Origin of the sequence: Mesorhizobium sp. M2A.F.Ca.ET.046.03.2.1, from assembly GCF_003952425.1 — a bacterium.
In the GTDB taxonomy this organism is placed as follows: domain Bacteria; phylum Pseudomonadota; class Alphaproteobacteria; order Rhizobiales; family Rhizobiaceae; genus Mesorhizobium.
Genome location: NZ_CP034449.1, coordinates 1,582,361 through 1,605,891 on the forward strand (window position 1 = coordinate 1,582,361; position 23,531 = coordinate 1,605,891).

Consider the following 23,531-nt stretch of genomic DNA (forward strand, 5'->3'; position numbering starts at 1 on the left):
TTCAAGCTTGATGGAACATGCGGATGTCTTTACGCGAAACGCAGCCGTCGAGCGATACGGCGGATGCCTGTGCGGCAACATCCGCTACCGCCTGACGGGGGAGCCGCGCGTGCATTACTGCCATTGCGATATGTGCCGGCGCACGACCGGGAGCGCCTTCGCCGTGCTTGGCTGGGCGCCTGTCGCCGGCCTCTCGTGGCTGACCACGGAACCAGCCTATCGCCGCTCCTCGCCGATTGCCCGCAGAAGCTTCTGCCGGTCTTGCGGTACGCCGCTTACCCTTGCCTACGACGCGAACCCGTACGAGGTCGCGATGCATATCGGGACCTTTGACGATCCGTCCGGGCTTGAGCCGCGTCATAATTACGGTTCCTCGCAACGGCTCGGCTGGGTCTGCTGCGGCATCGACCTGCCGCACCATGACACGGAAGAACGATGGTAGCGGCGCACCGGAGCTTGCCGTTGCCATCGGAAACGCCGCCGATGGAAGCGCGAACGGCGGAAGCCTTGCCCGAGGGAAATGGTTCCTGGCAATACGAGCCGAAATGGGATGGCTTTCGCTGCCTTGCCTTCAAGGACGGCAAGGCCGTCGATCTCAGGGCGAAATCCGGAAAGCCGCTTGGCCGTTACTTTCCCGAATTGATGGCGACGATGCAAAGCCTCGATGCGGAGGATTTCGTCGTCGACGGCGAGATCGTCATCGAGATCGACGGTCGCGCTTCCTTCGACGCGCTGCAGATGCGGCTGCACCCCGCGGAGAGCCGTATCCGCAAGCTGAGCATAGAGACGCCGGCGCGGCTGATCCTGTTCGACATGCTGGTCGCCCCGGGAGGCAAGATCATGCTCGAACGACCCTTGCGCGCCCGGCGCGAGGCTTTGGAGGCTTTTCTGTCCAAGGCGGCCAATCTCGGCCTCCAGCTGTCGCCATCGACCACCAATGTCGCCACCGCCAGGCAATGGCTGCAAGGCGCCGGCCACGGCCCGACCGATGGTGTCGTCGCCAAGATGCTCGACGAGCCATATCGGCCGGGCGAGCGCGCGATGGTCAAGGTCAAGCGGCTGCGCACCGCCGACTGCGTGGTCGGCGGTTTCCGCTATCTGAACGGCAAACGACAGGTCGGATCGCTTCTGCTCGGCCTCTACAACGACAATGGGCAACTCGATCATGTCGGCTTCACATCGACCATCGCCAATGAAGACCGCGCGGCGCTCACGGCGAAGCTCGAGGCGTTGCGCGGAGGGCCGGGCTTCACCGGCAAGGCCCCGGGCGGTCCGAGCCGCTGGAGCACAGAGCGCAGCGGTGAATGGGAGCCGGTGAAGCCGGACCTGGTTGTCGAGGTTCGTTTCGACCATGTCACCGGTGAGCGCTTCCGGCATGGCACGAGGTTGCTGCGCTGGCGGCCGGACAAGGCGCCGCAGCAGTGCACGTTCGAGCAGATCGCGTAGCCTAAAGCGCGTCGCGTTAAACCGGATTCATGCGACGCGCTTTAGGTTTTTGTTTCATGCATGTCGTCTTCCCAAAACCGAGATCACTTTTGGGCGACATGCATTAATCTGTCGGAGACAGCCTGGAGGATCATCTCTTGAACGCGAAGAGGCTCGCATCCGCATCCTCCTTGCCGGCGATGGAAGCCGAGACGATCTCGGACGCGATCTGTGAAAACGTGATTCCGTTTCCGCCGTAGCCCATCACCGCATGAACGCGCGCGTGGCCGGGCACACTGCCGATAATCGGAAGTCCGGTGTCGGTGGCTCCGAACGAGCCGGTCCAGGCGAATTCCGCCGCGGTGTCGAGTCGCGGGAAGATTTTGCCGAGTTTCTCCTCAAGCCGGTCCGTCTTTTGCGCGGTCAGGGCGTCGCGCCTCTCCTCGTCGGTGAACCCCTCGTCTTCGCCGCCGCAGATCACGCGACCATCGGATGTCGCCCTGAGATAGAGATAAGGGTCCGAAGCTTCCCAGATCAGGGCGGCGAGCGGCCAGATCTTCTCCGGCTGCGGCCGGGTGGCAATCGCCCATGTCGAGATGATGCGATGGCGCATCTTCGGCACGATATCGAGCAGCTCGTAGCCGGTCGTAAGAACAAGATGGCGAGCCTTGATCACAGGCCCATGTCGCGTCGCCACCGTCACGCCGAGGCGGGTATCGTCGATGGCGGTTGCTTCCGCCGGCGCATAGAACCGCGCTTTGCCTAGCAGCGCCCTCATCAGCAGTCCGGACGTCAATTTGCGTGGATCGAGCGCCAGATTGCCATGGCTCAGAATCGCTGCGGCGCGCTCTATCCCGAAATCTTCTCTCAGCTTCTTGCGTGGCAGGAAGGACGCTCCAATGCCTGCCTCACGACGCGCTTCGGCCTCGCTGTGCAGCTCCGGTGCATCGAGCCGATTGCCGGCCAAGTAGAGCGACGGCGTCTCGGCCGACCGGCAGCGAATATCGAGTTCCGCGATGCGTCCGCGCAGATTGAGCAGCGACAGCCTCGAGCGGATCCAGGCCTGCCGAGCGGCATCGCCTCCAATCATCCTGGACAGCCTTGTCAGCGGTTGATCGATCTCGAACGCGACGAGCGCCGTCGTGGCAGCCGTCGAGCCCTGCAACGGCCCACGCCTGTCGATGCAAATGACGGCGTGGCCGTCGCGGGTCAAAGCTTCGGCCATCATCGCGCCGCTAATGCCCATGCCGACGATCAGGACATCGGTCTTTGCATCTCGGGTCAGGCGTTCCGCCGGCACCGCGGGCGAGCGATAGGCAGACCAGACAGGTTTGCCGCTTCTGAGATCGAGCTGGCGAGGCATGAAAGTTCCCGGTTCCGCACGATAAGTCACAAGGCGCCGGTGCTGTTCCCGGGCAACCGCGCCGTGATTGGATATGAAGCGGAACAACTGTTTCGGCGAGAGGTTCTTCACTTGAAGCTCAGAAATGGAGAACCTCATGGACCCGCGCGACAAACAGCGGCCTGCAAAGACCGACGAAACCGAAGCGCCGACCATCGAACAGCAGGACTGGGACGCTCTGGAGGGCAGCAGGATCCTGCCTGACAGCGTCGCGGTGAACGGTGATCCGCAGGATGATGCCGAAGCCGAAGGGGACCTTCCGGAAGAGGATGACGACAACCCCTTCCAGGACAGCGACGAAGCCTTGCCTGATGACGAAGAAGAACGCGTCCTGTCGAAGGACCCTTCCAAGGAAGGCAACCGGTTCGACGAGGTCTGATGCATGTCGCCCAAAAGTGCGCAGCGGTTTTGGGAGAACGACATGCATCAAAACAAAGACTTAAAGCGCGTCGCGCGAATCCGCTTCGACGCGACGCGCTTTAAGAGCCGACCGGCTCAGATTTCCAGCAGCGCGTAGGGACGGCCCGTCGGCTTCGTGATGTGCATGGCGACGTTGTAGACTTTGGCGCCGCCGGGGGTCTGGCCCTCGAAAGTGCCACGGTGGGCATGGCCGTGCACGACCGCGCTCACCTTGAACCTGTCGATCGTTTCGGCAAGCCGCGACGATCCGAGGAACGGAAAGATTTCCGGCGGCTCGCCGGCGACCGTCTCCGCGATCGGCGCATAGTGAAGCACCACCAGCGTGCGCTTGGCGCGGACCTGCCGCATGGCGTTCTCGAGCCGCATCGCCTCGTTGACGCTCTCGGCCACCATGGCCTTGATCGCGGGCTCGCCGAAAGAGCCAAGCATCCTCGGGCCGAAGCCGCCGACAAAACCCTTGACGCCGACAAAGCCGACTTCCATCACCTCCGTCGCTTGCCCATCGAGGAGATAGACACCGGCCTGGCGGAGCGTCGCCGCGATCTGGTCGACGCAGCCGGATTCGTAATCGTGGTTGCCGAGCACCGCGACCACGGGAATGGAGCAGGCGCGCAAATCCTCCGCGAGGAGCTCGGCCTCCTTCGGCTTGCCGAGATTGGTGAGATCGCCGGTGAGCACCAGGACGTCTGCTTCTCGGGAAACCTCGCCGAACAGGTCGCGGTAGGAAGTCTGCGCATCTTCCTGAACATGCAGGTCGCCCATGGCGGCAATCTTGACCTTGCCGTTGCCGCTCGCTTTGCGGCCCGTCCTGCTTTGTTCAGCCATCGCGGAATTCTCCAACGCCGCCGACGCCGGCGAAGCCCCATTCCTTGACGTCGATCTCGTAGTCGACCTGCGACAGAAGCCGGCCGCGACAGATCTTCATCCGCGGCGAAGGCAGTTGCCGCTGCCTGGCGAGCCGGTCGAGCAGATTGTCGAGCAGCCAGTCGGGAATGTGGTCGCGTTCGCTGGGATAGATCCATCTGAAATTCAGCAACTGCATCAAGAGCACCTCCCAGTGGGTGTCGAGATAGGAGAGCAATCTTTGCCAGTCGATCTGCTCATGCGCCTTGAGTATGGTATGGGCGATGTCGGCGCCGTCATGCCGGCCCCTGTCCTGGATGAAGCATTTCGACCAGATAAGCTCGGTCGGGCCGATGATCCTGACCCGGCTGCCCAGCAGCTCGACCTGGCGGGCATGCTCCAGCCACTGGTCCTTGACCTGCATGGTCCCGTTGGCGGACGCAAAGATCACGTCGAAGAAATGCGGGCCCTCGAAGACCTTGCCCAGCCAGCGGTCATCCTCGATCACGACGGCGTAGCCGATATCCTTGAAATGGGTGAGGATGCGTGGGCAATCGCCGGGCTTGCAGAAGATGTCGAGGTCCTTGGTCTGGCGCACGACACCGGTATAGGCGCTGACGGCATAGGTCCCGGCGACCAGAAAAGGAATGTCGGTGGCGGTGAGCTCGCGGATTGCACTCGTGTAGAACGCTTCCGCCTCCGCGCTCTTCAGCGTCGGCTCCGCCTTTGCATCGATAACCGGCAGCGTCGCCAGCACTCCCGGCAACTCGTCATTGGCCATCAACCGTTGCTCCGGCTTTCGATCTTCATTCCCATGTTTCGGTAAACAGCGGCAGACCGACGTTGTTCCGCGCTTGACGTCACGCTTCGACGAGCTTCGCCAGGACAGAGGCGCTAGTCGCCTTCGTCCCGGTACAGACGCTGGGTTGCCCGGTCGCTCTCGCGCCGCTCTGCCGGTCCGCGGCGGCGGCGGGTAAGGAGAACGTAGACGATCACGAGCATGAGAATGAGGGGACCGCCCGCGACGACGATGAACCACAAGTCGGTGCCTGACATTGATCTTCCTTCCCGGACTGAAGGCTGTGCTCCCGCAAGCAGAGGCGCCGGTGGTGCGCTAACCGGTGAAAGGTTCAAATGTTCCGCTTTCGGAACGGAGACCGCACATCAGTCGTTGGTGGCTTGAACACGCTGGCAGCTCGCCTGACCCCGTAGGGATGAAGCCCGACCTGCGTTTTCGTCCGTGACACAGGATTGCAGGCCGGGCCTGGCCTAAGTGAGGGACAAAGGCCAACCTATGTTGCACGATGATTGCGCCGCCGCCTTAACATAGGTTGTTGATGGCGGCGGGGATTGAGCGCTTCTCTTTGGGCGAATGGTCAGCGGTAAAGCGATCATGCGCTCAAAACGCATCAAACGTTTTCGCAAACCGGTAATCGTGCAGCCCGGCCGGATCGATCGTGATCGGGTGGTGGTCACTGTGCTGGATGCGGCCGACGTCCTTCTGCATACCTGGCCGAAGCCCAACTCCCGCGCCCGGCATCACGCCATCAGGGCGTGGCGCGCCAGGCTTTCGTAGACGCCGCAAAGGACGCCAGGATTTTCCTGGGCGACCAAGCCTGACGCTATTTCTGGCCGCGCGCTTCTGGCCGGGTGCCTTGAGCACTTTGCCAAGGCGGATCAAGGCTTCTGTCTCGCCCGATCTTGGCCAGCAACTGTCGGGACTGCTGCAGCAAAATCCGACTTCTGGCGATAGCGGAACCGGTTTCGCCGATCAGACGCTCCGCGCGTCGCCGGGTTTGGAGAAGATGTTCCAGGTCGAGCTGGATGCGAGGCGAGCGCAGATCATCCATGATGCCGAACACCGGGGGAAGCCGCATGTTCCCTTCAGCCGCCAAACCGCTCCAGCGCTGCCATGATAACTCTCAGCGGCCGATGCAGCTCAGGGCGGACAAGAGCGGCGCACATCAGGTACCACCTGCGCCTGTTTGCCCGCTGGCCGGGTGCTGCAACGCTTGCTTGACGGCTTCAATCAACGCCGGCGGGCAGGTTGGCCTTCGTAGAGATCTTCGTAAAGCGAGCGGACTATGTCCTCTATCGACACGGACGGATCGGACTGCACGAGCTCGCGCGCAACAGCCTTGATGTCGGAAAAGTCATAGCCATTGGCAGCGGAGACCATTTTGTTCTCTTGTTGCTTGGCTGAGCGCCTCGCGGGCGTCCCCAGGCGCCACTCAACCGGGTCCGCCGGGTGACGCTGAAGATATCTGCGCCCGGCTCAGGTCCCCGACAATAACGCAGGTTAAAGCGACTCTTTCCGGGCTCGGATAAATTTCAACCCTGGCTTACAAGACGGTGGCAACCGAAGAGAGCCGGAGGGCCCGCCTAACTCTACCCCCAGGCGAGGCGGGCCCTTTTTGCGATCGGGGTCTTGACCGCGCCCAAGCTTCCAAAGAATTTCCGCCTCCCTCGCATGGGTTAATGCGTGGCGAGGCAGGGCGCAATTATCAAATGCAAACATAACAAAAGCGCGGCTAAGGGAAGGTTGCGGCGTGATCAAATATTATCCTGTGCGGCTGAACGAGCTTATAGAACACTACATGGAAACGCGTTCCTCGCAGCGCACGCCGGTGTCGGTCGCCGCGGCCACGAGGGCCATCTTGACCGTCATGCCGGATTGCTCGGTCGAGAGGCCGCAATTGAGCAACATGATTGCGCGATCGGCCGTCAGGCATGGTTACGCCGTGAGCTTCGATTTGACGGCCATCTAGTCCGCACCAACCCATTATCGATCGCAAGGGATCGGCAGCGACTCGCGCGTCATGTCCACAATGTGGTGCGCCAGTTCCGTTGCGTCGCAAGGTTTTTCGAACCTGCGAATCTCAGCAAAGCGTGGGGGGATGGCAGCGGCGTCATAGCCGGTGGCGAACACAAACGGAAGCCGCCTTTCCAGCAGCGCGTCCGCCACGGCAAAGTCGATGCCACCGGCCAGATCGAGATCAAGTATGGCGGCGTCGACGCAATCCAGGTCAAGGGAGTTCAAGGCCTTGTCACGGGTCGCGAAGGGTCCGATGACCGTCAGCCCGAGCCCCAAGAGGGCTTTTGTGATATCCTCAGCCAGAAAATACTCGTCTTCCATGACCAGAACACGAGCGCCGGCGAATTTCTCGTTCATGGCAAGCCTCCCGAGCGGAGTCATTTGGACCGTCTTACGCGGTCCGACATTAACATAGGTAAGGTCGCCGCCGCATCATTGTGTGTATCACGGGAAAGAGGACTGGGATGAGGCGACCTCTGATCCGCAAGCTTGAGAAATTCACGCGGCTTTCGCAGGCCGACAAGGAGATGCTGGTCAGAATTGCGGCGCAACGCGTCCGACGCTTCGCCGCGCGCGAAGACATCATCCACGAAGGCGAGAAACCTGAGTTCATCAACCTGATCAACGAGGGCTGGGCCTGCCGCTATAAGACCCTCGAGGACGGGCGGCGGCAAATCATTGCTTTCTTCCTCCCCGGCGATCTCTGTGACCTCAACGTCTTCATCCTGAAAGAAATGGACCACTCGATCGGCGCCATCACGCCAGTCGCGGTCTCGGAGATTTCGCGCGCCGCCTTCGACGAGATGATGATCGGACATCCGCGCATCACTCAGGCTCTGTGGTGGGAATCGCTGGTCGCGGCGGCGATCCAGCGCGAGTGGACAGTCAACCTCGGCCAGCGCGATGCGCTCGAGCGGATGGCGCATCTGTTGTGCGAGCTGTTCATCCGGCTGGAGGCCGCCGGCTGCACAAGCGACAGCAGTTGCGAATTCCCGTTGACGCAGACGGAACTGGGCGAGACGCTGGGCATGTCGACGGTTCACGTCAATCGCACGCTGCAGGAGCTGCGCGCCTCGAACCTCATCGTGCTGAAGGACAGGACGCTGACCATTCCCAACCTCCAGGCACTGCAGGATGTCGCGCTGTTCAATCCCAATTATCTGCATCTCGATCGCGAGGGCAGGCATCTCGACGCCAACGAGGAGTGATGTCCAAGGGCCCGCCCAACAAGCCGCTTGAACGCGGTCTGGCAGATGTCAAGACGGCCTTGCGCGGGCATGGGCGCGCCGAAGCCCGGCTGCGTGAGAGCGACGAGACCCTGCGGGATTTCGCCGAAGCCGCCTCGGATGTGCTCTGGGCCCGCAATGCCGACACGCTGCAGTGGGAATACCTGACGCCGGCCTTCGACGCCATTTACGGGATGAGCCGCCAAAAGGCCCTGGCCGGCGACAATTTCGCCACCTGGATCGAACTTATCGTGCCCAAGGATCGCGAGCATGTGCTGGGCCAGATCGCGCGCATACGCGACGGCGAACGCGCAACCTTCGAATACCGCATCTGCCGGCCGGCCGACAGCGAGATACGCTGGCTGCGCGATTCCGGCTTTCCGATGCGCGATGAGGCTGGAAAGGTCGCCCATATCGGCGGCGTCGGCCAGGACATCACGCGCCGGAAGCAAGCCGAGGAACAGCAGCAGGCTCGCTTCGCCGAGTTGCAGCATCATATGCGCAACACGCTGGCCGTGATCCGCTCGATCGTGCGGCGTACGATGGAGAAAAGCGAATCCCTGGACGAAGCCGCGGCTCACCTGGAAGGGCGCATCAACGCTTTCGCCCGCGTGCAGGCGGCGATCACACGCCGTCCGTCGATCGAGATCAACCTGGCATTAATCGTCGCCGAGGAATTGCGCGCCGCCGGGGGCCGGGAGGGCGATAACCTGACGATCGAGGGGCCGCCATTGACGCTCGCCCCCAAGGCTGCCGAGACGATGGGCTTGGCCATCCACGAACTGGCGACGAACGCGTTGAAATACGGGGCGCTTGCCAGCTCCAACCGGGCTGGCCGCATCGACATCGGATGGCGTTTGGAGGAAGATCTGCTCCGCTTCGTCTGGGCTGAAAGCGGTGTTGACGATTTGGAGCAGACCGAGCGACGAGGCTTCGGTTTCGAGGTGCTCGAGCGGACCTTGCCTTACGAGCTCGGAGCGACGGTGGAGTTGCGGTTCGCTCCGAGCGGTCTCAATTTCACGGCTGCCGTCCCGCTTCGCGCCATTAGAGCAATTGCAGGAAAAGTGTGAGCGGCTTCCGCTGGAAATTGCGAGAAAACAAAGAGATAGAGTGGTTCGCCGCTTCGGTGAAGCGGCGAACCACTCTAAAGCCGTCGCAATCTTTCAGATTCGCTCCATGCGCTTTAGGTTTTTGACTTACGCAGGTCTTTATCCCGAAACCGGTTCCCACTTTCGGGAGACATGCTTTAGCCGACAGCGGTCGTAACCGTCCGGGAGTCGCTGCGCAAATAGCCCGCCTCGTCTTCGTCTCTTTGCCTGCCGCCTAGCGCTGCCGCGACCGCAGCAATGAACGCGCCAATCACCAGCGACAGCGCGCCAACCAGTGCAGCGGCGGCGCTCGCCTTGCGGGCCTTGTCGGCGGCTGCCTTGGCTTTGTTCTTGGCGTCCTCGGCACGCGCCAGGACCTCGTCGACCCGCTTCTGCGCCTCCGCCTGGGGAAGGCCCGTGCGGGATGCCACGAGTTGGGCAAGATAGGCCTTGTCATCCGCGCTCATTTCGCCGTTCGCAGCGCTGATTGTCAGTATGCGCGCGGCCTGTGCCGCGGCGTCCGCGTTGTTTTGGGGCGTTGCCGCCGCTGTAGGCGCGGCCGCGTTGCCGGCCGGCCGGAAGAGCGCGTCCACGAAATAGCCGGCGAGATCGTTAGCGGACGGATTTTGCGCCGACGAAGCCTGCGAAGCCGCACCGGCGGCCGCGCCGCTCAGCAAACCAGTCGTCGCCTGGGCGCCCGTCCCCGCAATTCCGGAGACCGCCGAGCCGAGGACCGTGGCCACGAGCAGCGTAGCCAGGGCCCAGGCCAGGAACCCATGCGCGGTGTCGCGGAAATACACCTCGTCGGTATGCACGTTGACCCACTTCGTGCGGAGCCGCCCGGCGACATAGCCGCCTAACGCAGATGACAGCCATTGCACGATAACGAGCCAGACCGCGGTCGACACCGCAAATGTCGTCAGGGAAGGGCTACCCCATGGCGACATCATCGCCAAGCCGAGTCCGGAACCGACAAGCATGAGGATGACGGTCAAGGTGGCTGCCGCAAAAGCGCCGGCCACGATCGGCCCCCAATTGACGGCGGAGGATGATGTCTCAATCGTTGCCGGTTCGTCGGCCGGGGAAAAGGTCATCGTGGGCTCCTAACGTGCAAAAAGCATCAAAAGGATGATGATCGGAATTGGAACGCCGAGCAGCCAGAGCAGAATACCTCGTCCCATTTCGTCCTCCTATAAGTAGTGTTTGAATTCTTGTATTTAATTCCTGGATCTCGCTTTCGTTCCGCCTGATCTACTTCTTTCAATCAGCTGTTAAACTCAGGGCCTGACGCAAACGCCATCACGGCCCACAAATCTTGGACCGACCGAAGGCTCGCCCGCAAAGGGGGTGAACGGGCGAGCCTTTCGATAGGACGCCTGCCCAAGACCGCGCATTCGGGACGCGGAACGCGCCGGCGCCGACCGAACTAAGAAAGTAGCGAGATGTTCCGAACGAAAAGCAGTCTGCTGGTCGGGGGCGCCGCCTCTCCGCTATCGCCAGCATTCGAGAATTGCCTCCACCGGCGCGACCTCGACATGGTGGGAGTACCGCTTGGTGAAGAGTTTCAGGATGTTCTCATAGGCCTCATCGGACGCGCTGCAGATGGCGTCCTCCGCGAGGATCGTTCGATAGCCAAGATCGATAGAGCCGAGCAGGGTCGCCAAAACGCACATATCGGCCTCACCGCCGCTGACGATGACCTCCTCGACGCCTTCGGACTGAAGCACACCAGCGAGTTCGCCGCTCAGCCACGGCGAATAGATCGGCTTGTCGAACACGCGCGCCGGCGGGATATGGACGGCAAGCTCGGGCAGAAGGTCCACCGCCTCCTTGCCGGCCCTTGCGATCGTCATGTCCGCCCAATGCTCATAATATTGTTTCCACTGGCCGTGGCCCTCGCCCGGATTTCGCGCGGGGATGAACCTGGTGAAGATCGTGGCTTCTGGTCGCTTGCGCACCAGCCTCTGAACTTGTGGCAGGATCACGGGCAGCCAATCGACCGCCCATGGCCACGGCGGCGTGAACATCTGCTGCATGTCCACGCAAATATGGACGGCTTTCGCCGAGATCGGTGAGAGCGCGCTCAAAGCATATGACCCTCAAATCGCGGCGATATCGCGAGAGCAGTTCGCGTGTCGAATTCCTGTGTCAGGCTGGACTCTTTGATGCGGCAGGCCAAGGCGCGCATTGCGCGTGCCACGGGATACATCTTGATGCGTTCAAATTCCCTCGCTTGCGCCTCGGCCATGGCCGCGCACCGTTCCCGTTCGGCGATTTCAGGACAAAGATTTTCGGCAGCATATTCCATGTTGGATTTCTCCATCGCGTTGTCTGCCGCTAAACTCCGACTAAAGTCCTCCGTTCCATCAAGGCAGGCGCTTGCCACATTTTTCGAAAAGCGCTCGCGCCGACCGGCCTCGATTTGCCAAGTCGCAATAACAAATGATGTTTTTGGCCAGTGCGCCGGAAAATTCATCGAACGATTGGCCCGATACGAGGTTTGTTGCCGTCATCGGCTGCAGAGCCAGCGTGGCGGCTGACGCTGCCGGATTTGTCGTCCAGGCACCTTCGGCACCCAAGCGGATCCAACCCAAGATCCGCCCCGCCACGGCCGGGCGATTTTTTACGTCATGGAAACGAGGTCGTTGGGGAACAAAGGGCCGGAACGGTGGTTCGGTGCCACCAAGACCAAAGGAGCCTTGCCCCATGAGCATGCGGATATTCCTTATCCCATCGGCGACCGCCGCGCTGATGCTTGCCCTCCCTGCCTTCGCGGCCGACGACGCGCAGACCTTCGTCAACAAGGCTGCGATAGGCGGGATGTTCGAAGTGGATTCGAGCAAGATCGCGCAGGACAATGCGAAGGATCAGCAGATCAAGGATTTTGCCAAGCGCATGATCACCGATCACGGCGCGGCGAACGCCAAATTGCAGAAGATCGCCGGCGAGCAGAAGCTGCAGGTGCCGGCGCAATCCGATGCCGCTCATAAGAGCGATCTGGAACGATTGCAGAGCACGACGGCTTCGCTGGACCAGCCTTACGTCGAGATGCAGCGTAAGGCGCATGCCGACGCCGTCGGCCTGTTCGGGGCCTACGCCAAGGATGGAGACAATCCTGCCCTCAAATCTTTCGCAGCGGAGACGCTGCCGACGCTGAAGATGCATCAGGACATGATCGAGAAGATCGCAGGCGCCAGCGCGAGCACGCCGGCGGTCAAATCGGCATCGACGCCCAAACCACCCGCTCCGGTCCCCGGCGCGAACAGCTTCACCGAAGCGCAGGCGAAGAAGCGCATCCAGGACGCCGGCTATGCGGACGTCTCCGCCCTCGCCAAGGACGAACAGGGCATCTGGCGCGGCCAGGCGACGAAGGACGGCAAAGGCACCTCCGTCGCGCTCGATTACCAGGGCAACGTCTTTGCCGGCCAACAGTAGACAGGAGAACCGACATGCAAACGATCACCGCCCTGTTCGACGACTATGACGATGCCGCCGACGCCGTGGGCGCGCTGGAGTCCACCGGCGTTCCGTCATCCGACATCAGCATCATGGCCAACAATGCCCGCGGCTGGCATAGGAACACGCAATCCCCCGCAGCCGAGGATGCCGCCAGCGGCGCCGGCATCGGCGCGGTCGTGGGTGGCGCCGGCGGCCTGGCAACGGGCCTGGGCGCGATGGCGATACCGGGCGTCGGGCCGGTGGTCGCGGCCGGCTGGCTGGCGGCGACGGCCGCGGGCGCCGTCGCCGGGGCGATTGTGGGCGGCGCGGCCGGCGGCATCATCGGCAGCCTGACCGACGCCGGCGTGCCGGAGCAGGACGCGCATGTCTATGCCGAAGGCGTCCGCCGCGGCGGCACGCTGGTGACGGCTCGTGTCGAGGACGACCTCGCTTCGGAAGCCCGTGAAGTTCTCCGCAGCTCCGCATCGGTCGACATCGCCGACCGCCGCAGTGAATACCAAGCGGACGGATGGACAGCATTCGACCCGGCTGCCGGCGATTATTCGGCTGACGATGTCGAGCGCGAGGCGGCGCGACGGCGGGGAGCCTGAGCCAGACACCCAGACACTCGGACCGGCTTGCCCTCGACAAAGGCCAGGAAGGAATCGGCATGAGACGTGTTGTTTTGCCGCTCATACTGACCTTGATCGTGCTGCTGGCATGTTACTGGGTCTTCATTCGTGTCGACAGCGGCTCATCTTCGGCGCCATGGAAGCGCACGCCCGAACAAAACCAGGGCGGGAATGCGCCGCAGGATAGCTCGCCAGCTGCCGGCATCACGAAGAATCCACAGGACGCCAGCAAGATGCCGGGGGCTCAGTGACAGTCGAAATCCGTTGCTCCCGAATGGCTACTCGCGCGGCACGAACTTATTGAAACGGCTGGTGCTGCCCTCCGCGGTCATGTCCTGGTGAACGAACGCCAGGTTGTTGTCGTCCAGCACCTTGAAGAAATCCTCCCATTCGATCGGCCTCAGATCTTCGTCGCCGGCGCCGAAATCGACCCGCAGCGTTGCAGCCTTCCCCGGCGTCGCGACAACTGCAGGTCGGCCTTCGCGCGCCTCGATCCAAGCTCGGATCACTTCGTGATTTGAGGTGGTCATGGCCTCGCTCATTGCGGCCTCCTGCTGACAGTTCCCTTCTCTCGAAAGCAACCCCGCAGGCATCCGCTTGTTCCCGTCGGGCCCGGTTTTGTAGGCTCGCCGCAACCGAATATCGGCAGATAGAGAAGGCCCGCTGCCTGCATGCGGCAACGGGCCTTGTCAGGTCTTGATGGGACCCTGGATCGCTGGAGGGAGGGCGATCTTCTTTCGAACCGGCAGGCGCTCGAAATGTTCCCGCGAAAATCAGAGTTTGACGGCACCTTCCCTCGCCCAAAGCCGCAGCTTGCGGCAAGCCTCGACGAATGAGCGCGCGGAATCGCCGCCCGTGAGTTCGATGAGCCCCTCATCCGCATCGGCTGCTACCCCGGCGCTTGCCAGCAGAGGTCCGGCATCCGCGACGAAGCCGATGAACTTCAGATGCGCGAAGGCATCGGACACGAAGTCCTTTGCCGCAGCATCCCTGGACAGCATCTCGGCGCCTTCCTCGGAAACGAGCAGCACGACCGCATCGAAGAGAACGGAAGGACCGCCGTCGATCATGTGATTGGCTTCGATCCAGCTGCCATCGCCTGCCTCGACACCGCCCACCCGGCGCGCCACGATTTCCGCCTTGGCGCCTTCGGCTTGCGCCGCATCCCGCACCGCTTGCAGCAAGCCGGAATCGATGCCGTCGCTGACGAGCACGCCGATCTTGCGGCCCTTGAAGCTGTCCGGCCCGTTGTTGATGATGCTGAGCGCGGGCGACAGCTCGAGGTCATCGCGTGTCGGCACAGCGGCGTCGGCAGGGGCCGGCATGGTCTTGATGCCGAGCTTGTCGGCGACCGTGGTCGCCAGCGTCTCGTCGATGTTGAGCAGATGGGAGATCATCCGCTCGCGGATGACCGGCGTCTCGACCTTGCTCAGTTCGAACGTCAAAGCCATCCCGATATGACGCTGCTCAGGCTCGGTCTGGCTGAGGAAGAATTGCCGGGCCTGGCTGTAGTGATCGGCGAAGCTCTCCGCCCGCAGCCGGACCTTCTGCCCCTCCTCCGCATCGGCAAAGGAGCGGAAGCCCCGCTCGGGTGACTCACGCGGCCCCTCGCCCCAGGAATTCGGCTGATAGTTGGCGCGGCCGGCGGGATTGCGCATCGCCATGTGACCGTCCTGCTGGAAATGATGGAAGGGACATTTCGGCGCGTTGATGGGAAGGTGGGTGAAGTTGGGGCTGCCCAGGCGCTTGAGCTGCGTGTCGAGATAGGAGAAGTTGCGTCCCTGCAGCAGGGGATCGTTGGAAAAGTCGATGCCTGGCGGCACGTTCTGCGTCATGAAGGCAACCTGTTCGGTCTCGGCGAAGAAGTTCTCAGGCATGCGATCGAGGACAAGCCGCCCGACCGGGATCGGCTCGATGATCTCCTCGGGAATGATCTTGGTCGGATCGAGGATGTCGAAGTCGAAACTGTCGGCGAAATCCTGGTCGAAGAGCTGGACACAGAGCTCCCACTCCGGAAAATCGCCCGACTGGATGGCGTTCCAGAGGTCGCGGCGGTGGAAATCGGGATCGGCGCCGTTGATCTTCACGGCTTCGTTCCAGACCACCGACTGCATGCCCAGCTTCGGCTTCCAGATGAATTTGACGAAGGTCGATTCATCCTTGGCGTTGACAAGACGGAACGTGTGCACGCCAAAACCCTGCATGAACCGGAACGACCGGGGAATGGCGCGATCGGACATGATCCACATGATCATGTGCATCGATTCCGGCGTGAGCGAGATAAAATCCCAGAAATTGTCATGCGCGGATTGAGCCTGCGGGAACGCCCTGTCCGGTTCCTCTTTCACGGCATGGACCATATCCGGAAACCTGATCGCATCCTGGATGAAGAAGACCGGGATGTTGTTGCCGACGAGGTCCCAATTGCCCTCCTTGGTATAGAGCTTCACGGCGAAGCCCCGCACATCCCGCGCCAGGTCGAAGGACCCCTTGCTGCCGGCGACGGTCGAGAAACGAACGAAGGCGGGTGTCTTCTCGCCGGGCCGCTGGAAGATATCGGCCTTGGTGTACTTGGCGAGCGACTCATACGTCTCGAAGAAGCCATGGGCGCCGTAGCCGCGCGCGTGGACGACGCGCTCGGGGATGCGCTCATGATCGAAATGGAAGATCTTTTCGCGGAAATGAAAATCCTCGATCAGCGTGGGACCGCGGTCGCCGATCTTCAACGTGTTGTGGTCATCCGCGATCGGCGCGCCAAGCGCCGTCGTCTGCACCTCGACCTTGCCTTCGGCCACCTGATGCAGCTCGCCGCCACTGCCGCGGACAAGTTTCTGGTCGTGAATCTCAGCCACGGCTGTAGCGTCGGCCGGGGAAGCTTTCTTCGGCATTGTCGGTGTCCCTTGTGCTCGCTGAATGATGTTGCCGAACGAGCAATCAGGGCGAATGTTCCAGCCGGTGGAGCGGGCATCCCCAGCTCGAACTATTTTTGAACGGCGTCCGACCCATCCCCTGCCCCGCTTGCCTGGGAACGGTCCGGCGTTACCCGCGACGATGCACGCACGGGCATCTCTCGCGGCGCAGGGATGCGAGATTTTCGGCGCCACCAGCGCGGCAGGAACTCGGCCATCAGGCTTTGAATCAGGCTTTTCATCCGATTGCCCATGGAGGGTTCACAGGCGAACGGATGCCGGCCCTGATTGTTCCGGGTCGGCGCGATCAGAGCGTCGTCAGTTGAAAATCAATTGGGACGGGCCTTGCGCGCACGCAACGCGATCGCGGCGTCCAGCTTTCGCGCCAATTCCAGCATTCGGGAAGGCGCTTCCTTGGATCCCAGCGCCTCCAACGCGACGGTCGTCTCGCGTTCCGGCGTTGTCGTCTCGGACAGCGTCTGTTCCGATCTCAGTGCTTCACGAACCTTCCGTGCCACGGCCGCGCCCTAACATGGGTTAATGCCTCCACTAACCCACTGACGGAAAAAAGGTTCCTGCTTCGCTTCTCCGCTGGACCGACGAACCTCCTTTCGATGCAGCTTTCCCGAACCCGGAAGTCGACGTCGCCTAAAGCGCGTCGCGATCTTTCAGATTCGCTCCATGCGCTTTAGGTTTTTTGATCTTACGCATGTCTTTATCCCGAAACCGGTTCCCACTTCGGGAGACATGCTTTATTGCCTGCCGAAGTCGACCAGGAATCTCTCCAGCCTCTCCCGGACCTGGCCAGGAGCTTCCCTCGTCGGGAAATGACCGACACCCGGCAGGAGCACACGCTCATAACCGGCGGTAAAATACGGCTCCTTGCCTTCGGAGGAATCCGGCAGAACGACGCGATCGTCGTCGCCATGAAGGACCAATGTCGGCACCAAGATGACCTCCGCCTCAATTTGCTTGCGCGCAAGTTCAGCATAGCGCGGGTCGGGATCCGCCTCGCCCCAGCGCACGCGATAGGAATGCAGCGTGACATCCGGCCAGTCGGGATTTTCGAAGGACCTCGCCACCCGTTCGAACAGCGCGTCGTCGAACCAGCCTGGGGGACTCCAACTGTCCCACTGGAAACGCGCGAAGGAGCGACCGTGCTGCCGCACGAACTCTTCGCCGCGCCCGGTCGCCATGAACCACTGATACCAGAAGGCTTTCGTCTGCTCCAAAGGCGGCGTCGGAGGCGGGCCGGGCTGCCACCCCAGCGAAAGCGCCGCGCAGCATGTTATGCGCTGCGGAAAGACGGAGGCGAGCAGATAGGCGATACGCGCGCCCCAGTCATGGCCGACAACCGCGAACCGTTCGAGGCCGATGGCGTCGGCAAAATCGAGCGCGTCCTGCGCCATGGCGGCGATCTCGCCTGAGCGCATCGTTTGATCGGAGTGGAACGAGGTCTTCCCAAATCCGCGCAGCCATGGCGCGAAGGTTCGGAGGCCCGCGGCCTGAAGCGATGGCGCCACATCCGCAAAAGTCGTCGCATCATCCGGCCAACCATGGAGGAGCAGCACAGGCGGTCCATCCTCGGATCCACCGCTCAGATAGGCGACCCGCAAAAGCGAAGTATCGCAGAAAACAGGTTCTTGCATGGACGCCTCCTCATGCGCCCACAGTGCAGTGGGCGCCCAACCCTGCGCAATCGGGTTCCTTTTGGTCTTGAGCCGCCTCGATCCGGCGAGGGAACCAACCGCAGCCTCGCTGGTTCGGAAAGCCAACAGCGGAGCCTCGCCATGCAAAATGCAGCCGAAATTCTCGTCGACACCTTGATTGCCTGGAACGTCGAAGTCGTGTTCGGGTTGCCTGGCGACGGCATAAACGGCGTCATGGAAGCGCTGCGCAAGAACCAGGACAGGATATCCTTCGTCCAGGTGCGGCACGAGGAATCGGCCGCCTTCATGGCTTGCGCCTACGCCAAATGGACAGGGAAGCTCGGGGTGTGCCTCGCAACATCCGGGCCCGGCGGCACGCATCTTCTCACCGGCCTCTACGACGCCAAGCTCGACCAGGCGCCGGTGCTGGCGATCACCGGCATGCAGTTCCATGACCTGATCGAGACTTTCACGCAGCAGGATGTCGATCTTACCCGCGTCTTCAACGACGTCAGCGTCTACAACGTCCAGGTCTCGGACGCGGCGCATATGGAAAACGTGGCAAGCCTCGCCTGCCGCACGGCGCTCGCCCGCAAGGGCGTCGCGCATCTCTCGATCGCCAGCGATATCCAGGAACAGCCCGCCGACGCGGCCAAGCGATCCAAGCGCAACCGGCCGGCGCACACGCCGCAAGACATGTTCGCTCCGCATTGCCTCGCGCAGGATGTGGAGCTGGACAAAGCGGCGGCAATCCTCAACGACGCGCGGCGCGTGGCGATCCTGGCGGGGCGCGGAGCGATCGGGGCGGCGGCCGAGCTCGAAGAAACGGCCCGGTTGCTGCAGGCGCCGATCGTCAAGGCCTTGCTTGGCAAGGCGGTGCTGCCGGACGACCATCCCTACACCACGGGCGGCATCGGCATTCTGGGCACCTTGCCATCGCAGGAGGCGATGGAGACGTGCGACGCCGTCCTCATCGTCGGCTCGACCTTCCCCTATATCGAGTACTATCCGCAGCCTGGCAAAGCCCTTGGCGTCCAGATCGATTGCGACGCGCAGCGCATCGGCCTGCGCTTCCCGGTCGAGGCCGGTCTGGTCGGCGATGCGGCGGAGACCTTGCGCGCCCTCAACAAGCGGCTGAAGCAGAAGGGCGACGGCGCATTCCTGGCGACCGCGCAGAGCTCGATGCAGAAATGGCGCGAGATGATGCGCCAGTCGGAAGATGGCTTGGCCCATCCGCTCAAGCCGCAACGCGTCGTGCGCGCCTTCGGCGAGCGCCTTGCCGAGAATACGGTGCTGGCGACCGATTCCGGCCAGAACACGGAACTTGCCGCGCGCCATGTCGATCTCCGCGCGGGACAGGCTTTCGGCGTTTCGGGCGCGCTCGCCTCCATGTCCTGCGGTTTGAGCTATGCGATCGCGGGCGGCATCGCCTTTCCGGGCCGGCCTGTCGCGGCGATCGTCGGCGACGGCGGTCTCGCCATGCAGCTCGGCGAGTTCTCCACGGCGGTGCGCTACGGCATTCCGCTGAAAATCCTGGTCATCAAGAACAACATGCTGAACCAGATCGCCTGGGAGCAGATGATGTTCCTCGGCAACCCGCAATTCGGCTGCGAATTGCAGCCGATCGATTTCGCCAAGGCCGCCGAAGCGATGGGCGGAAAAGGCTTCAGCATCGAGCGGGCGGAGGAGGTCGAGCGCGTGCTCGACCAGGCTTTCGCCACCAGCGGGCCGGTGATCATCGAGGCGCTGGTCGACGCCTACGAGCCGATGATGCCGCCAAAAATGCCGCCCGATTACGCCAAGAACTTCCGCAAGGCGCTGCCGCAGACTCCAGGCCACGATGAGATCGAGGAAAACGTCGCTCGGGAGCCTGCCAGGACGATGATGGAGGCGGGCGAATAGAAGGCGATTGCGATGCTTGATCTTTCCCGTGAGCGTCGACGGATGGTCGATGTGCATCTTGGCCGGCGCGGCATCCATGATCGGGAAATCCTGGCGGCGATGCGGGAGGTTCCGCGCGAAGTCTTCGTGGGCCCAGGGTATGAGGAATTCGCCTATGAGGACGGACCGCTGCCGATCGCGGAAGGGCAGACGATATCGCAGCCTTACATCGTTGCCTTCATGCTGGAGATGGCGGAAATCGGCCCAGGCGACCAGGTGCTCGAGGTCGGCACGGGATCAGGCTACGCCGCCGCCGTCATGAGCCGCGTCGTCGACCATGTCTACACGATCGAACGCCACGCGCCACTGGCCGAGGACGCACGGCGACGCTTTCAAAGACTAGGCTACGGCAACATCGAAGTGCGGATCGGCGACGGCACCAAAGGCTGGCCCGAAGCAGCACCCTTCGACGCCATCGTGGTGGCGGCGAGCGGACCGGGCGCACCGCTGGCCTTGCAGCAGCAGCTCGACGTCGGCGGCAGGCTGGTCATTCCGGTGGGCGACGATCCCGACGAGCAGCGGCTGCTCAAGGTGACCCGCACGGGCGCATCGACCTATAGCGAGGAGGATTTCGGCGGCGTGCGCTTCGCCCCGTTGATCGGCGAACAGGGCTGGCGGGAGGAAAGCCGCCCGGCGACTGTCCCCACGACGCCACTGGCGCGCAAACGCAGCCTGCCGGAAATGATCGCCGCGGTCGCCGAGCCGCTTTCCGACTTCGACGACCCTGCGTTTGCCGAACCGTTCGACCGTTTCGCGGACCGGCGGATCGTCCTGCTCGGCGAATCCAGCCATGGCACGTCCGAATTCTACCGGGCGCGCGCGGCGATCACCAAAAGGCTGATCGAGAGGCACGGCTTCGCAATCGTCGCGGTCGAGGCCGACTGGCCCGATGCAGCGGCCATCGACCGCTATGTCCGCGGTCGAGGCGCCTCGCCCGGCGCCAATCGGCCGTTCCAGCGCTTTCCAAGCTGGATGTGGCGCAACACCGATGTCGCGGCATTCGTGGAATGGCTGCGCAAGCACAATGACAAGGTCAAGGCGCTGCAGCCGCAAGCAGGTCTCTACGGCCTCGACATCTACAACATGCGCGGTTCGATCGCCGCCGTCCTGGAGTATCTCGACCGCGTCGACCCGGAAGCGGCAAGGGTTGCGCGGGAACGCTATGGCTGCCTTACGCCGTGGCAGACCGAGCCGTCGACCTACGGCCGCGCCGCGCTGACCAAGGGCTACCGCGAATGCGAGGAAGCGGTCCTCGAGCAGTGCCGCGACATGCTGGCGAGGCAACTCGATCATGCCGGCCGGGGCGGCGAGGAACTGTTCGACGCCGCGCAGAATGCCCGGCTCGTCGCTTCGGCGGAGCAGTATTACCGCGTCATGTATTATGGCGGACCGCACTCCTGGAATCTGCGCGACACGCATATGTTCGAGACGCTGGGCCATGTGCTGGATGCGCATGGCCCGAACGCGAAGGCCGTCGTGTGGGCGCACAATTCCCACATCGGCGATGCCCGCTACACCGAAATGGGAATCTCGCGCGAGGAAGTGAATATCGGCCAGCTCTGCCGGCAGCGCTTCGGCGATGCCGCGGCTCTCATCGGTTTCGGCACGCACACCGGCACTGTCGCGGCGGCGAACGACTGGGACGGCGAGATGGAAATCAAGTCGGTGCGGCCATCGCGCGAGGACAGCTACGAGCGGCTCTGCCACGAAGCCGGCATCGACCGGTTCCTGCTTGACCTGACACGCGCCCCGAAGCTGCGCGACCGGCTGACCGAACGCCGCCTGGAACGGTTCATCGGCGTGATCTACCGGCCGGAAACCGAACTGCACAGCCACTATGCCGACGCTTCTCTGGCGCGGCAATTCGATGCCTTTGTCTGGTTCGACGAGACCAGCGCGGTTACGCCGCTCGGACCCGAACACGCCGCTGAAGGCATGCCAGAAACCTATCCGTTCGGCGTCTGACGCCGGAACATTCCGCGCCGCTTCCGGTTCGAAAGACATAACGAGGAACGACCATGAGCGGAAACCAGCACCCGAAATCGAAAAAACCGAGCGATGCCGATCTGGGCAATGATCCCGGCATTGGAACCTCCAAGGGCACCATCAAGGAAGGCGACGAGCTGGAGCACGGCGAGAACACTGTCGAAGGTGATGTCGAGAATGACACCACCGACGCGGGTGGCATCAACCCGCGCCAGAAGGTTCGCACGAACAAATAAATCCAGAAACAACACCGATCAACATAGTATAATCGTTAAATTTGTCCGGCGTACATCAACATTGATCAACAAAATCTGCACCCGATCAGCGACCTTTGGAACATCCGGGCGCATTTCTTGTTGATTCTAATCGCAATCAGGCGATCAACAGGAGATTATTACCATGATCAAACTTCTTTCCGCATCGGTACTTGCAATTGTCCTGGCGACTTCCGCGATGGCCCAAACCAGCGGCTCGGGCACCGGGGACGGCACCAACGGCACCGGCCCAACCACAGGCACCACTGGCACCGGCGCCGCAACAGGCACGGGCAGTAGCAACGGCACGATCGATCCAAACGCCACCAACAGCACGAACAGCACCAAGTCCAACGGCGCAAACGACCGCTGCAAGGACGCGGCCGGCAACGACACGGACAACAATACCGCTACCGGCAACACCACATCCAATATCCAGAACTGCAACAAGTAAGCCTGGAGCCCATTCACGCCGAAGGGCCCGCCTTTCTCAGAAGCGGGCCCATCTTCTTGGGCGATCGCGTGCTAGAGCACTTCCCACTACATGCCGCGGTCGGGGACATAGAGGCAGAAGGAGTGCTGCGACTTCATATCGCCACCCGGCTTGCATTCGTGAAAGTTTTCGTCGCGCGATCGCTTTATGCGGTGGTCGCTGTAGGGAATCAGCTCGCCGGTCGAGAGCTGATAGCCGTATTTCGTCTCTTTCACATCCGAAGGCGGTGCCTGGTAGCAATCCACCCCAGCGCAGCAGGAAGGGTCATACTGCCAGCCCTCCGGCGCCTGGTGGCCCGATGCCGGGACGCAAAGGAGGCTCGCTAGGACGCTTGCCGTCAGAGGAAGCCATGCCCGCCGGCGGAGTGGACGTAGCCCAACCGCCGCTGCCCGTGCCTGCAGATGTTCGCTTGACGCTGTTGTGTTCATAGCCGATCCGCCGTGGTTGCGGCGGCTCCGGACGGTTCCAGAGCCTCACGATCCGCCGCCGGATCGTCGGCGGCGGCTTTCCCCGAACTTAGAAGTCATAGCTATGTTCCACGACGTCTGCGGCGCCATCATTCCTTTATATAGGCGCCGGGCTGACGGCCGCTCCGGGGCGCTTTCGCGTCCTTGGAATGCTCCGCGACCGCAGGGCCGGCGCCTGAGCTTTTTTCGGTCGCCGGGCTCGGCGTCGGTTGCCGCGGCGGATTGCGGCCTTCCGATTGGTGGGTCTTGTCCTCGACCTCGCCCTGTTTGCGGCTAAGGCCTGGATCGACGTGAGGTCTTTCGTTGCTGGCGGCGTCCTGGGAAAATTCGTCGCTCGGATCCGGATCGGTATTCGCCGGATATTTCCTGGCGCCCGTCTCGCGATGGTTCTGGATGTTGTTCATGACTGATCTCCGGTTGATGGAAGAAAACACCGGCGCGAGGACGGAGTTCCCGCCTCCCGGGCAGCCGAAACAAAGTCCTCGGTGGAACAAACCTCCCCCCACCGGATTAGGCGCCGGCAGGGGAGCTCAGCCGCGAGAG

The 23,531-nt window shown here is 62.5% G+C and carries 29 protein-coding genes; 14 read left to right on the forward strand and 15 right to left on the reverse strand.

Features of this window, described 5'->3' with window-relative positions; all coding sequences use genetic code 11:
* The first annotated feature begins 10 nt into the window (after nt 1-10).
* Together EJ072_RS07555 and EJ072_RS07560 are read left to right on the forward strand one after the other, a co-directional pair.
* The gene (locus EJ072_RS07555; RefSeq protein ID WP_126083540.1) at nt 11-442 is read left to right on the forward strand and encodes a GFA family protein; all 432 of its coding nucleotides are present in this window, start codon (nt 11-13) and stop codon (nt 440-442) included.
* Nucleotides 436-1,446 carry an ATP-dependent DNA ligase gene (locus tag EJ072_RS07560; protein ID WP_126079157.1) on the forward strand — a complete coding sequence of 337 codons (1,011 nt, stop codon included), beginning with the start codon at nt 436-438 and terminating at the stop codon, nt 1,444-1,446. The genes EJ072_RS07555 and EJ072_RS07560 overlap by 7 nt, the downstream gene beginning before the upstream one ends.
* Nucleotides 1,447-1,576: 130 nt before the next feature.
* On the opposite strand, the gene EJ072_RS07565 is transcribed toward EJ072_RS07560, so the two are convergent.
* A complete protein-coding gene (locus EJ072_RS07565) occupies nt 1,577-2,788 on the reverse strand; it encodes an FAD-binding oxidoreductase (RefSeq protein ID WP_126079158.1) in 1,212 nt (403 codons plus the stop codon).
* Nucleotides 2,789-2,924: 136 nt separating this feature from the next.
* On the opposite strand from EJ072_RS07565, the gene EJ072_RS07570 reads away from it, so the two are divergent.
* Nucleotides 2,925-3,206, forward strand: a complete 282-nt coding sequence (locus tag EJ072_RS07570; RefSeq protein WP_126062585.1) for a hypothetical protein — start codon at nt 2,925-2,927, stop codon at nt 3,204-3,206.
* A gap of 116 nt (nt 3,207-3,322) precedes the next feature.
* On the opposite strand, the gene EJ072_RS07580 is transcribed toward EJ072_RS07570, so the two are convergent.
* The 3 genes from EJ072_RS07580 to EJ072_RS35870 all read right to left on the reverse strand — a co-directional run bounded on the left by EJ072_RS07580 (nt 3,323) and on the right by EJ072_RS35870 (nt 5,146).
* On the reverse strand, nt 3,323-4,072 hold the full coding sequence (locus EJ072_RS07580) for a metallophosphoesterase (protein ID WP_126079159.1): 750 nt from the start codon (nt 4,070-4,072) through the stop codon (nt 3,323-3,325).
* Nucleotides 4,065-4,871 (reverse strand): hypothetical protein, encoded by an 807-nt coding sequence (locus tag EJ072_RS07585; protein ID WP_126079160.1) that lies wholly within the window; start codon nt 4,869-4,871, stop codon nt 4,065-4,067. Before EJ072_RS07585 ends, EJ072_RS07580 begins: the two co-directional genes overlap by 8 nt.
* Before the next feature lie 113 nt (nt 4,872-4,984).
* Complete coding sequence (locus EJ072_RS35870) at nt 4,985-5,146, reverse strand: hypothetical protein (protein ID WP_189341621.1); 162 nt, start codon at nt 5,144-5,146, stop codon at nt 4,985-4,987.
* Nucleotides 5,147-5,483: 337 nt separating this feature from the next.
* Between EJ072_RS35870 and EJ072_RS07590 the strand changes: the two genes are divergently transcribed.
* Together EJ072_RS07590 and EJ072_RS07595 are read left to right on the forward strand one after the other, a co-directional pair.
* Complete coding sequence (locus EJ072_RS07590; RefSeq protein ID WP_245467247.1) at nt 5,484-5,666, forward strand: DUF982 domain-containing protein; 183 nt, start codon at nt 5,484-5,486, stop codon at nt 5,664-5,666.
* 79 nt (nt 5,667-5,745) lie between these two features.
* Complete coding sequence (locus EJ072_RS07595; protein ID WP_126079161.1) at nt 5,746-6,006, forward strand: hypothetical protein; 261 nt, start codon at nt 5,746-5,748, stop codon at nt 6,004-6,006.
* A 113-nt stretch (nt 6,007-6,119) separates the two neighbouring features.
* Here the strand turns inward: EJ072_RS07595 and EJ072_RS35875 are convergent, their stop codons facing one another.
* Both EJ072_RS35875 and EJ072_RS07600 read right to left on the reverse strand, forming a co-directional pair.
* Entirely contained in the window at nt 6,120-6,269 is a 150-nt protein-coding gene (locus EJ072_RS35875) for a hypothetical protein (protein ID WP_189343249.1), read from the reverse strand.
* A gap of 603 nt (nt 6,270-6,872) precedes the next feature.
* The gene (locus EJ072_RS07600) at nt 6,873-7,262 is read right to left on the reverse strand and encodes a response regulator (protein ID WP_126062591.1); all 390 of its coding nucleotides are present in this window, start codon (nt 7,260-7,262) and stop codon (nt 6,873-6,875) included.
* A 107-nt stretch (nt 7,263-7,369) separates the two neighbouring features.
* Between EJ072_RS07600 and EJ072_RS07605 the strand changes: the two genes are divergently transcribed.
* Together EJ072_RS07605 and EJ072_RS07610 are read left to right on the forward strand one after the other, a co-directional pair.
* The gene (locus EJ072_RS07605; protein ID WP_126079162.1) at nt 7,370-8,113 is read left to right on the forward strand and encodes a Crp/Fnr family transcriptional regulator; all 744 of its coding nucleotides are present in this window, start codon (nt 7,370-7,372) and stop codon (nt 8,111-8,113) included.
* Nucleotides 8,113-9,201, forward strand: a complete 1,089-nt coding sequence (locus tag EJ072_RS07610; protein WP_126079163.1) for an HWE histidine kinase domain-containing protein — start codon at nt 8,113-8,115, stop codon at nt 9,199-9,201. The genes EJ072_RS07605 and EJ072_RS07610 overlap by 1 nt, the downstream gene beginning before the upstream one ends.
* Nucleotides 9,202-9,377: 176 nt before the next feature.
* Here EJ072_RS07610 and EJ072_RS07615 read toward each other — a convergent pair whose 3' ends face one another.
* From EJ072_RS07615 to EJ072_RS07625, 3 genes are all read right to left on the reverse strand, one after another.
* On the reverse strand, nt 9,378-10,313 hold the full coding sequence (locus tag EJ072_RS07615; RefSeq protein ID WP_126079164.1) for a hypothetical protein: 936 nt from the start codon (nt 10,311-10,313) through the stop codon (nt 9,378-9,380).
* A 396-nt stretch (nt 10,314-10,709) separates the two neighbouring features.
* Nucleotides 10,710-11,306, reverse strand: a complete 597-nt coding sequence (locus EJ072_RS07620) for an isochorismatase family cysteine hydrolase (protein WP_245463192.1) — start codon at nt 11,304-11,306, stop codon at nt 10,710-10,712.
* Nucleotides 11,303-11,695, reverse strand: coding sequence for a hypothetical protein (locus EJ072_RS07625; RefSeq protein WP_126079165.1), 393 nt, complete (start codon nt 11,693-11,695; stop codon nt 11,303-11,305). Before EJ072_RS07625 ends, EJ072_RS07620 begins: the two co-directional genes overlap by 4 nt.
* Nucleotides 11,696-11,925: 230 nt before the next feature.
* On the opposite strand from EJ072_RS07625, the gene EJ072_RS07630 reads away from it, so the two are divergent.
* From EJ072_RS07630 to EJ072_RS07640, 3 genes are read left to right on the forward strand one after another with little or no spacing between them, the layout of a single operon-like run.
* Nucleotides 11,926-12,654, forward strand: a complete 729-nt coding sequence (locus tag EJ072_RS07630) for a DUF4142 domain-containing protein (protein ID WP_126079166.1) — start codon at nt 11,926-11,928, stop codon at nt 12,652-12,654.
* Nucleotides 12,655-12,668: 14 nt separating this feature from the next.
* The gene (locus tag EJ072_RS07635) at nt 12,669-13,268 is read left to right on the forward strand and encodes a hypothetical protein (RefSeq protein WP_126079167.1); all 600 of its coding nucleotides are present in this window, start codon (nt 12,669-12,671) and stop codon (nt 13,266-13,268) included.
* Between the two features lie 59 nt (nt 13,269-13,327).
* A complete protein-coding gene (locus EJ072_RS07640) occupies nt 13,328-13,540 on the forward strand; it encodes a hypothetical protein (RefSeq protein WP_126079168.1) in 213 nt (70 codons plus the stop codon).
* Between the two features lie 27 nt (nt 13,541-13,567).
* Here EJ072_RS07640 and EJ072_RS07645 read toward each other — a convergent pair whose 3' ends face one another.
* The 4 genes from EJ072_RS07645 to EJ072_RS07660 all read right to left on the reverse strand — a co-directional run bounded on the left by EJ072_RS07645 (nt 13,568) and on the right by EJ072_RS07660 (nt 17,847).
* Nucleotides 13,568-13,831, reverse strand: coding sequence for a hypothetical protein (locus tag EJ072_RS07645; RefSeq protein ID WP_126079169.1), 264 nt, complete (start codon nt 13,829-13,831; stop codon nt 13,568-13,570).
* Between the two features lie 231 nt (nt 13,832-14,062).
* A complete protein-coding gene (locus EJ072_RS07650) occupies nt 14,063-16,177 on the reverse strand; it encodes a catalase (RefSeq protein WP_126079170.1) in 2,115 nt (704 codons plus the stop codon).
* A gap of 350 nt (nt 16,178-16,527) precedes the next feature.
* The gene (locus EJ072_RS07655; protein WP_126079171.1) at nt 16,528-16,716 is read right to left on the reverse strand and encodes a hypothetical protein; all 189 of its coding nucleotides are present in this window, start codon (nt 16,714-16,716) and stop codon (nt 16,528-16,530) included.
* A 234-nt stretch (nt 16,717-16,950) separates the two neighbouring features.
* The gene (locus EJ072_RS07660; RefSeq protein WP_126079172.1) at nt 16,951-17,847 is read right to left on the reverse strand and encodes an alpha/beta hydrolase; all 897 of its coding nucleotides are present in this window, start codon (nt 17,845-17,847) and stop codon (nt 16,951-16,953) included.
* A 141-nt stretch (nt 17,848-17,988) separates the two neighbouring features.
* Here EJ072_RS07660 and EJ072_RS07665 point away from each other — a divergent pair, with 141 nt between their 5' ends.
* The 4 genes from EJ072_RS07665 (at nt 17,989) to EJ072_RS07680 (ending at nt 22,482) form a co-directional block, all read left to right on the forward strand.
* Nucleotides 17,989-19,749 (forward strand): thiamine pyrophosphate-dependent enzyme, encoded by a 1,761-nt coding sequence (locus EJ072_RS07665; RefSeq protein ID WP_126079173.1) that lies wholly within the window; start codon nt 17,989-17,991, stop codon nt 19,747-19,749.
* 12 nt (nt 19,750-19,761) lie between these two features.
* The gene (locus tag EJ072_RS07670; RefSeq protein WP_126079174.1) at nt 19,762-21,753 is read left to right on the forward strand and encodes a protein-L-isoaspartate(D-aspartate) O-methyltransferase; all 1,992 of its coding nucleotides are present in this window, start codon (nt 19,762-19,764) and stop codon (nt 21,751-21,753) included.
* Nucleotides 21,754-21,806: 53 nt separating this feature from the next.
* A complete protein-coding gene (locus tag EJ072_RS07675) occupies nt 21,807-22,010 on the forward strand; it encodes a hypothetical protein (RefSeq protein WP_126079175.1) in 204 nt (67 codons plus the stop codon).
* A 163-nt stretch (nt 22,011-22,173) separates the two neighbouring features.
* Nucleotides 22,174-22,482: a hypothetical protein gene (locus EJ072_RS07680; protein WP_126079176.1), complete on the forward strand. Its 309-nt coding sequence runs from the start codon at nt 22,174-22,176 to the stop codon at nt 22,480-22,482.
* Between the two features lie 86 nt (nt 22,483-22,568).
* Here EJ072_RS07680 and EJ072_RS35880 read toward each other — a convergent pair whose 3' ends face one another.
* Together EJ072_RS35880 and EJ072_RS07685 are read right to left on the reverse strand one after the other, a co-directional pair.
* Nucleotides 22,569-22,736 (reverse strand): hypothetical protein, encoded by a 168-nt coding sequence (locus EJ072_RS35880; RefSeq protein ID WP_189341784.1) that lies wholly within the window; start codon nt 22,734-22,736, stop codon nt 22,569-22,571.
* Between the two features lie 341 nt (nt 22,737-23,077).
* Entirely contained in the window at nt 23,078-23,392 is a 315-nt protein-coding gene (locus EJ072_RS07685) for a hypothetical protein (protein ID WP_126079177.1), read from the reverse strand.
* Nucleotides 23,393-23,531: the final 139 nt, after the last annotated feature.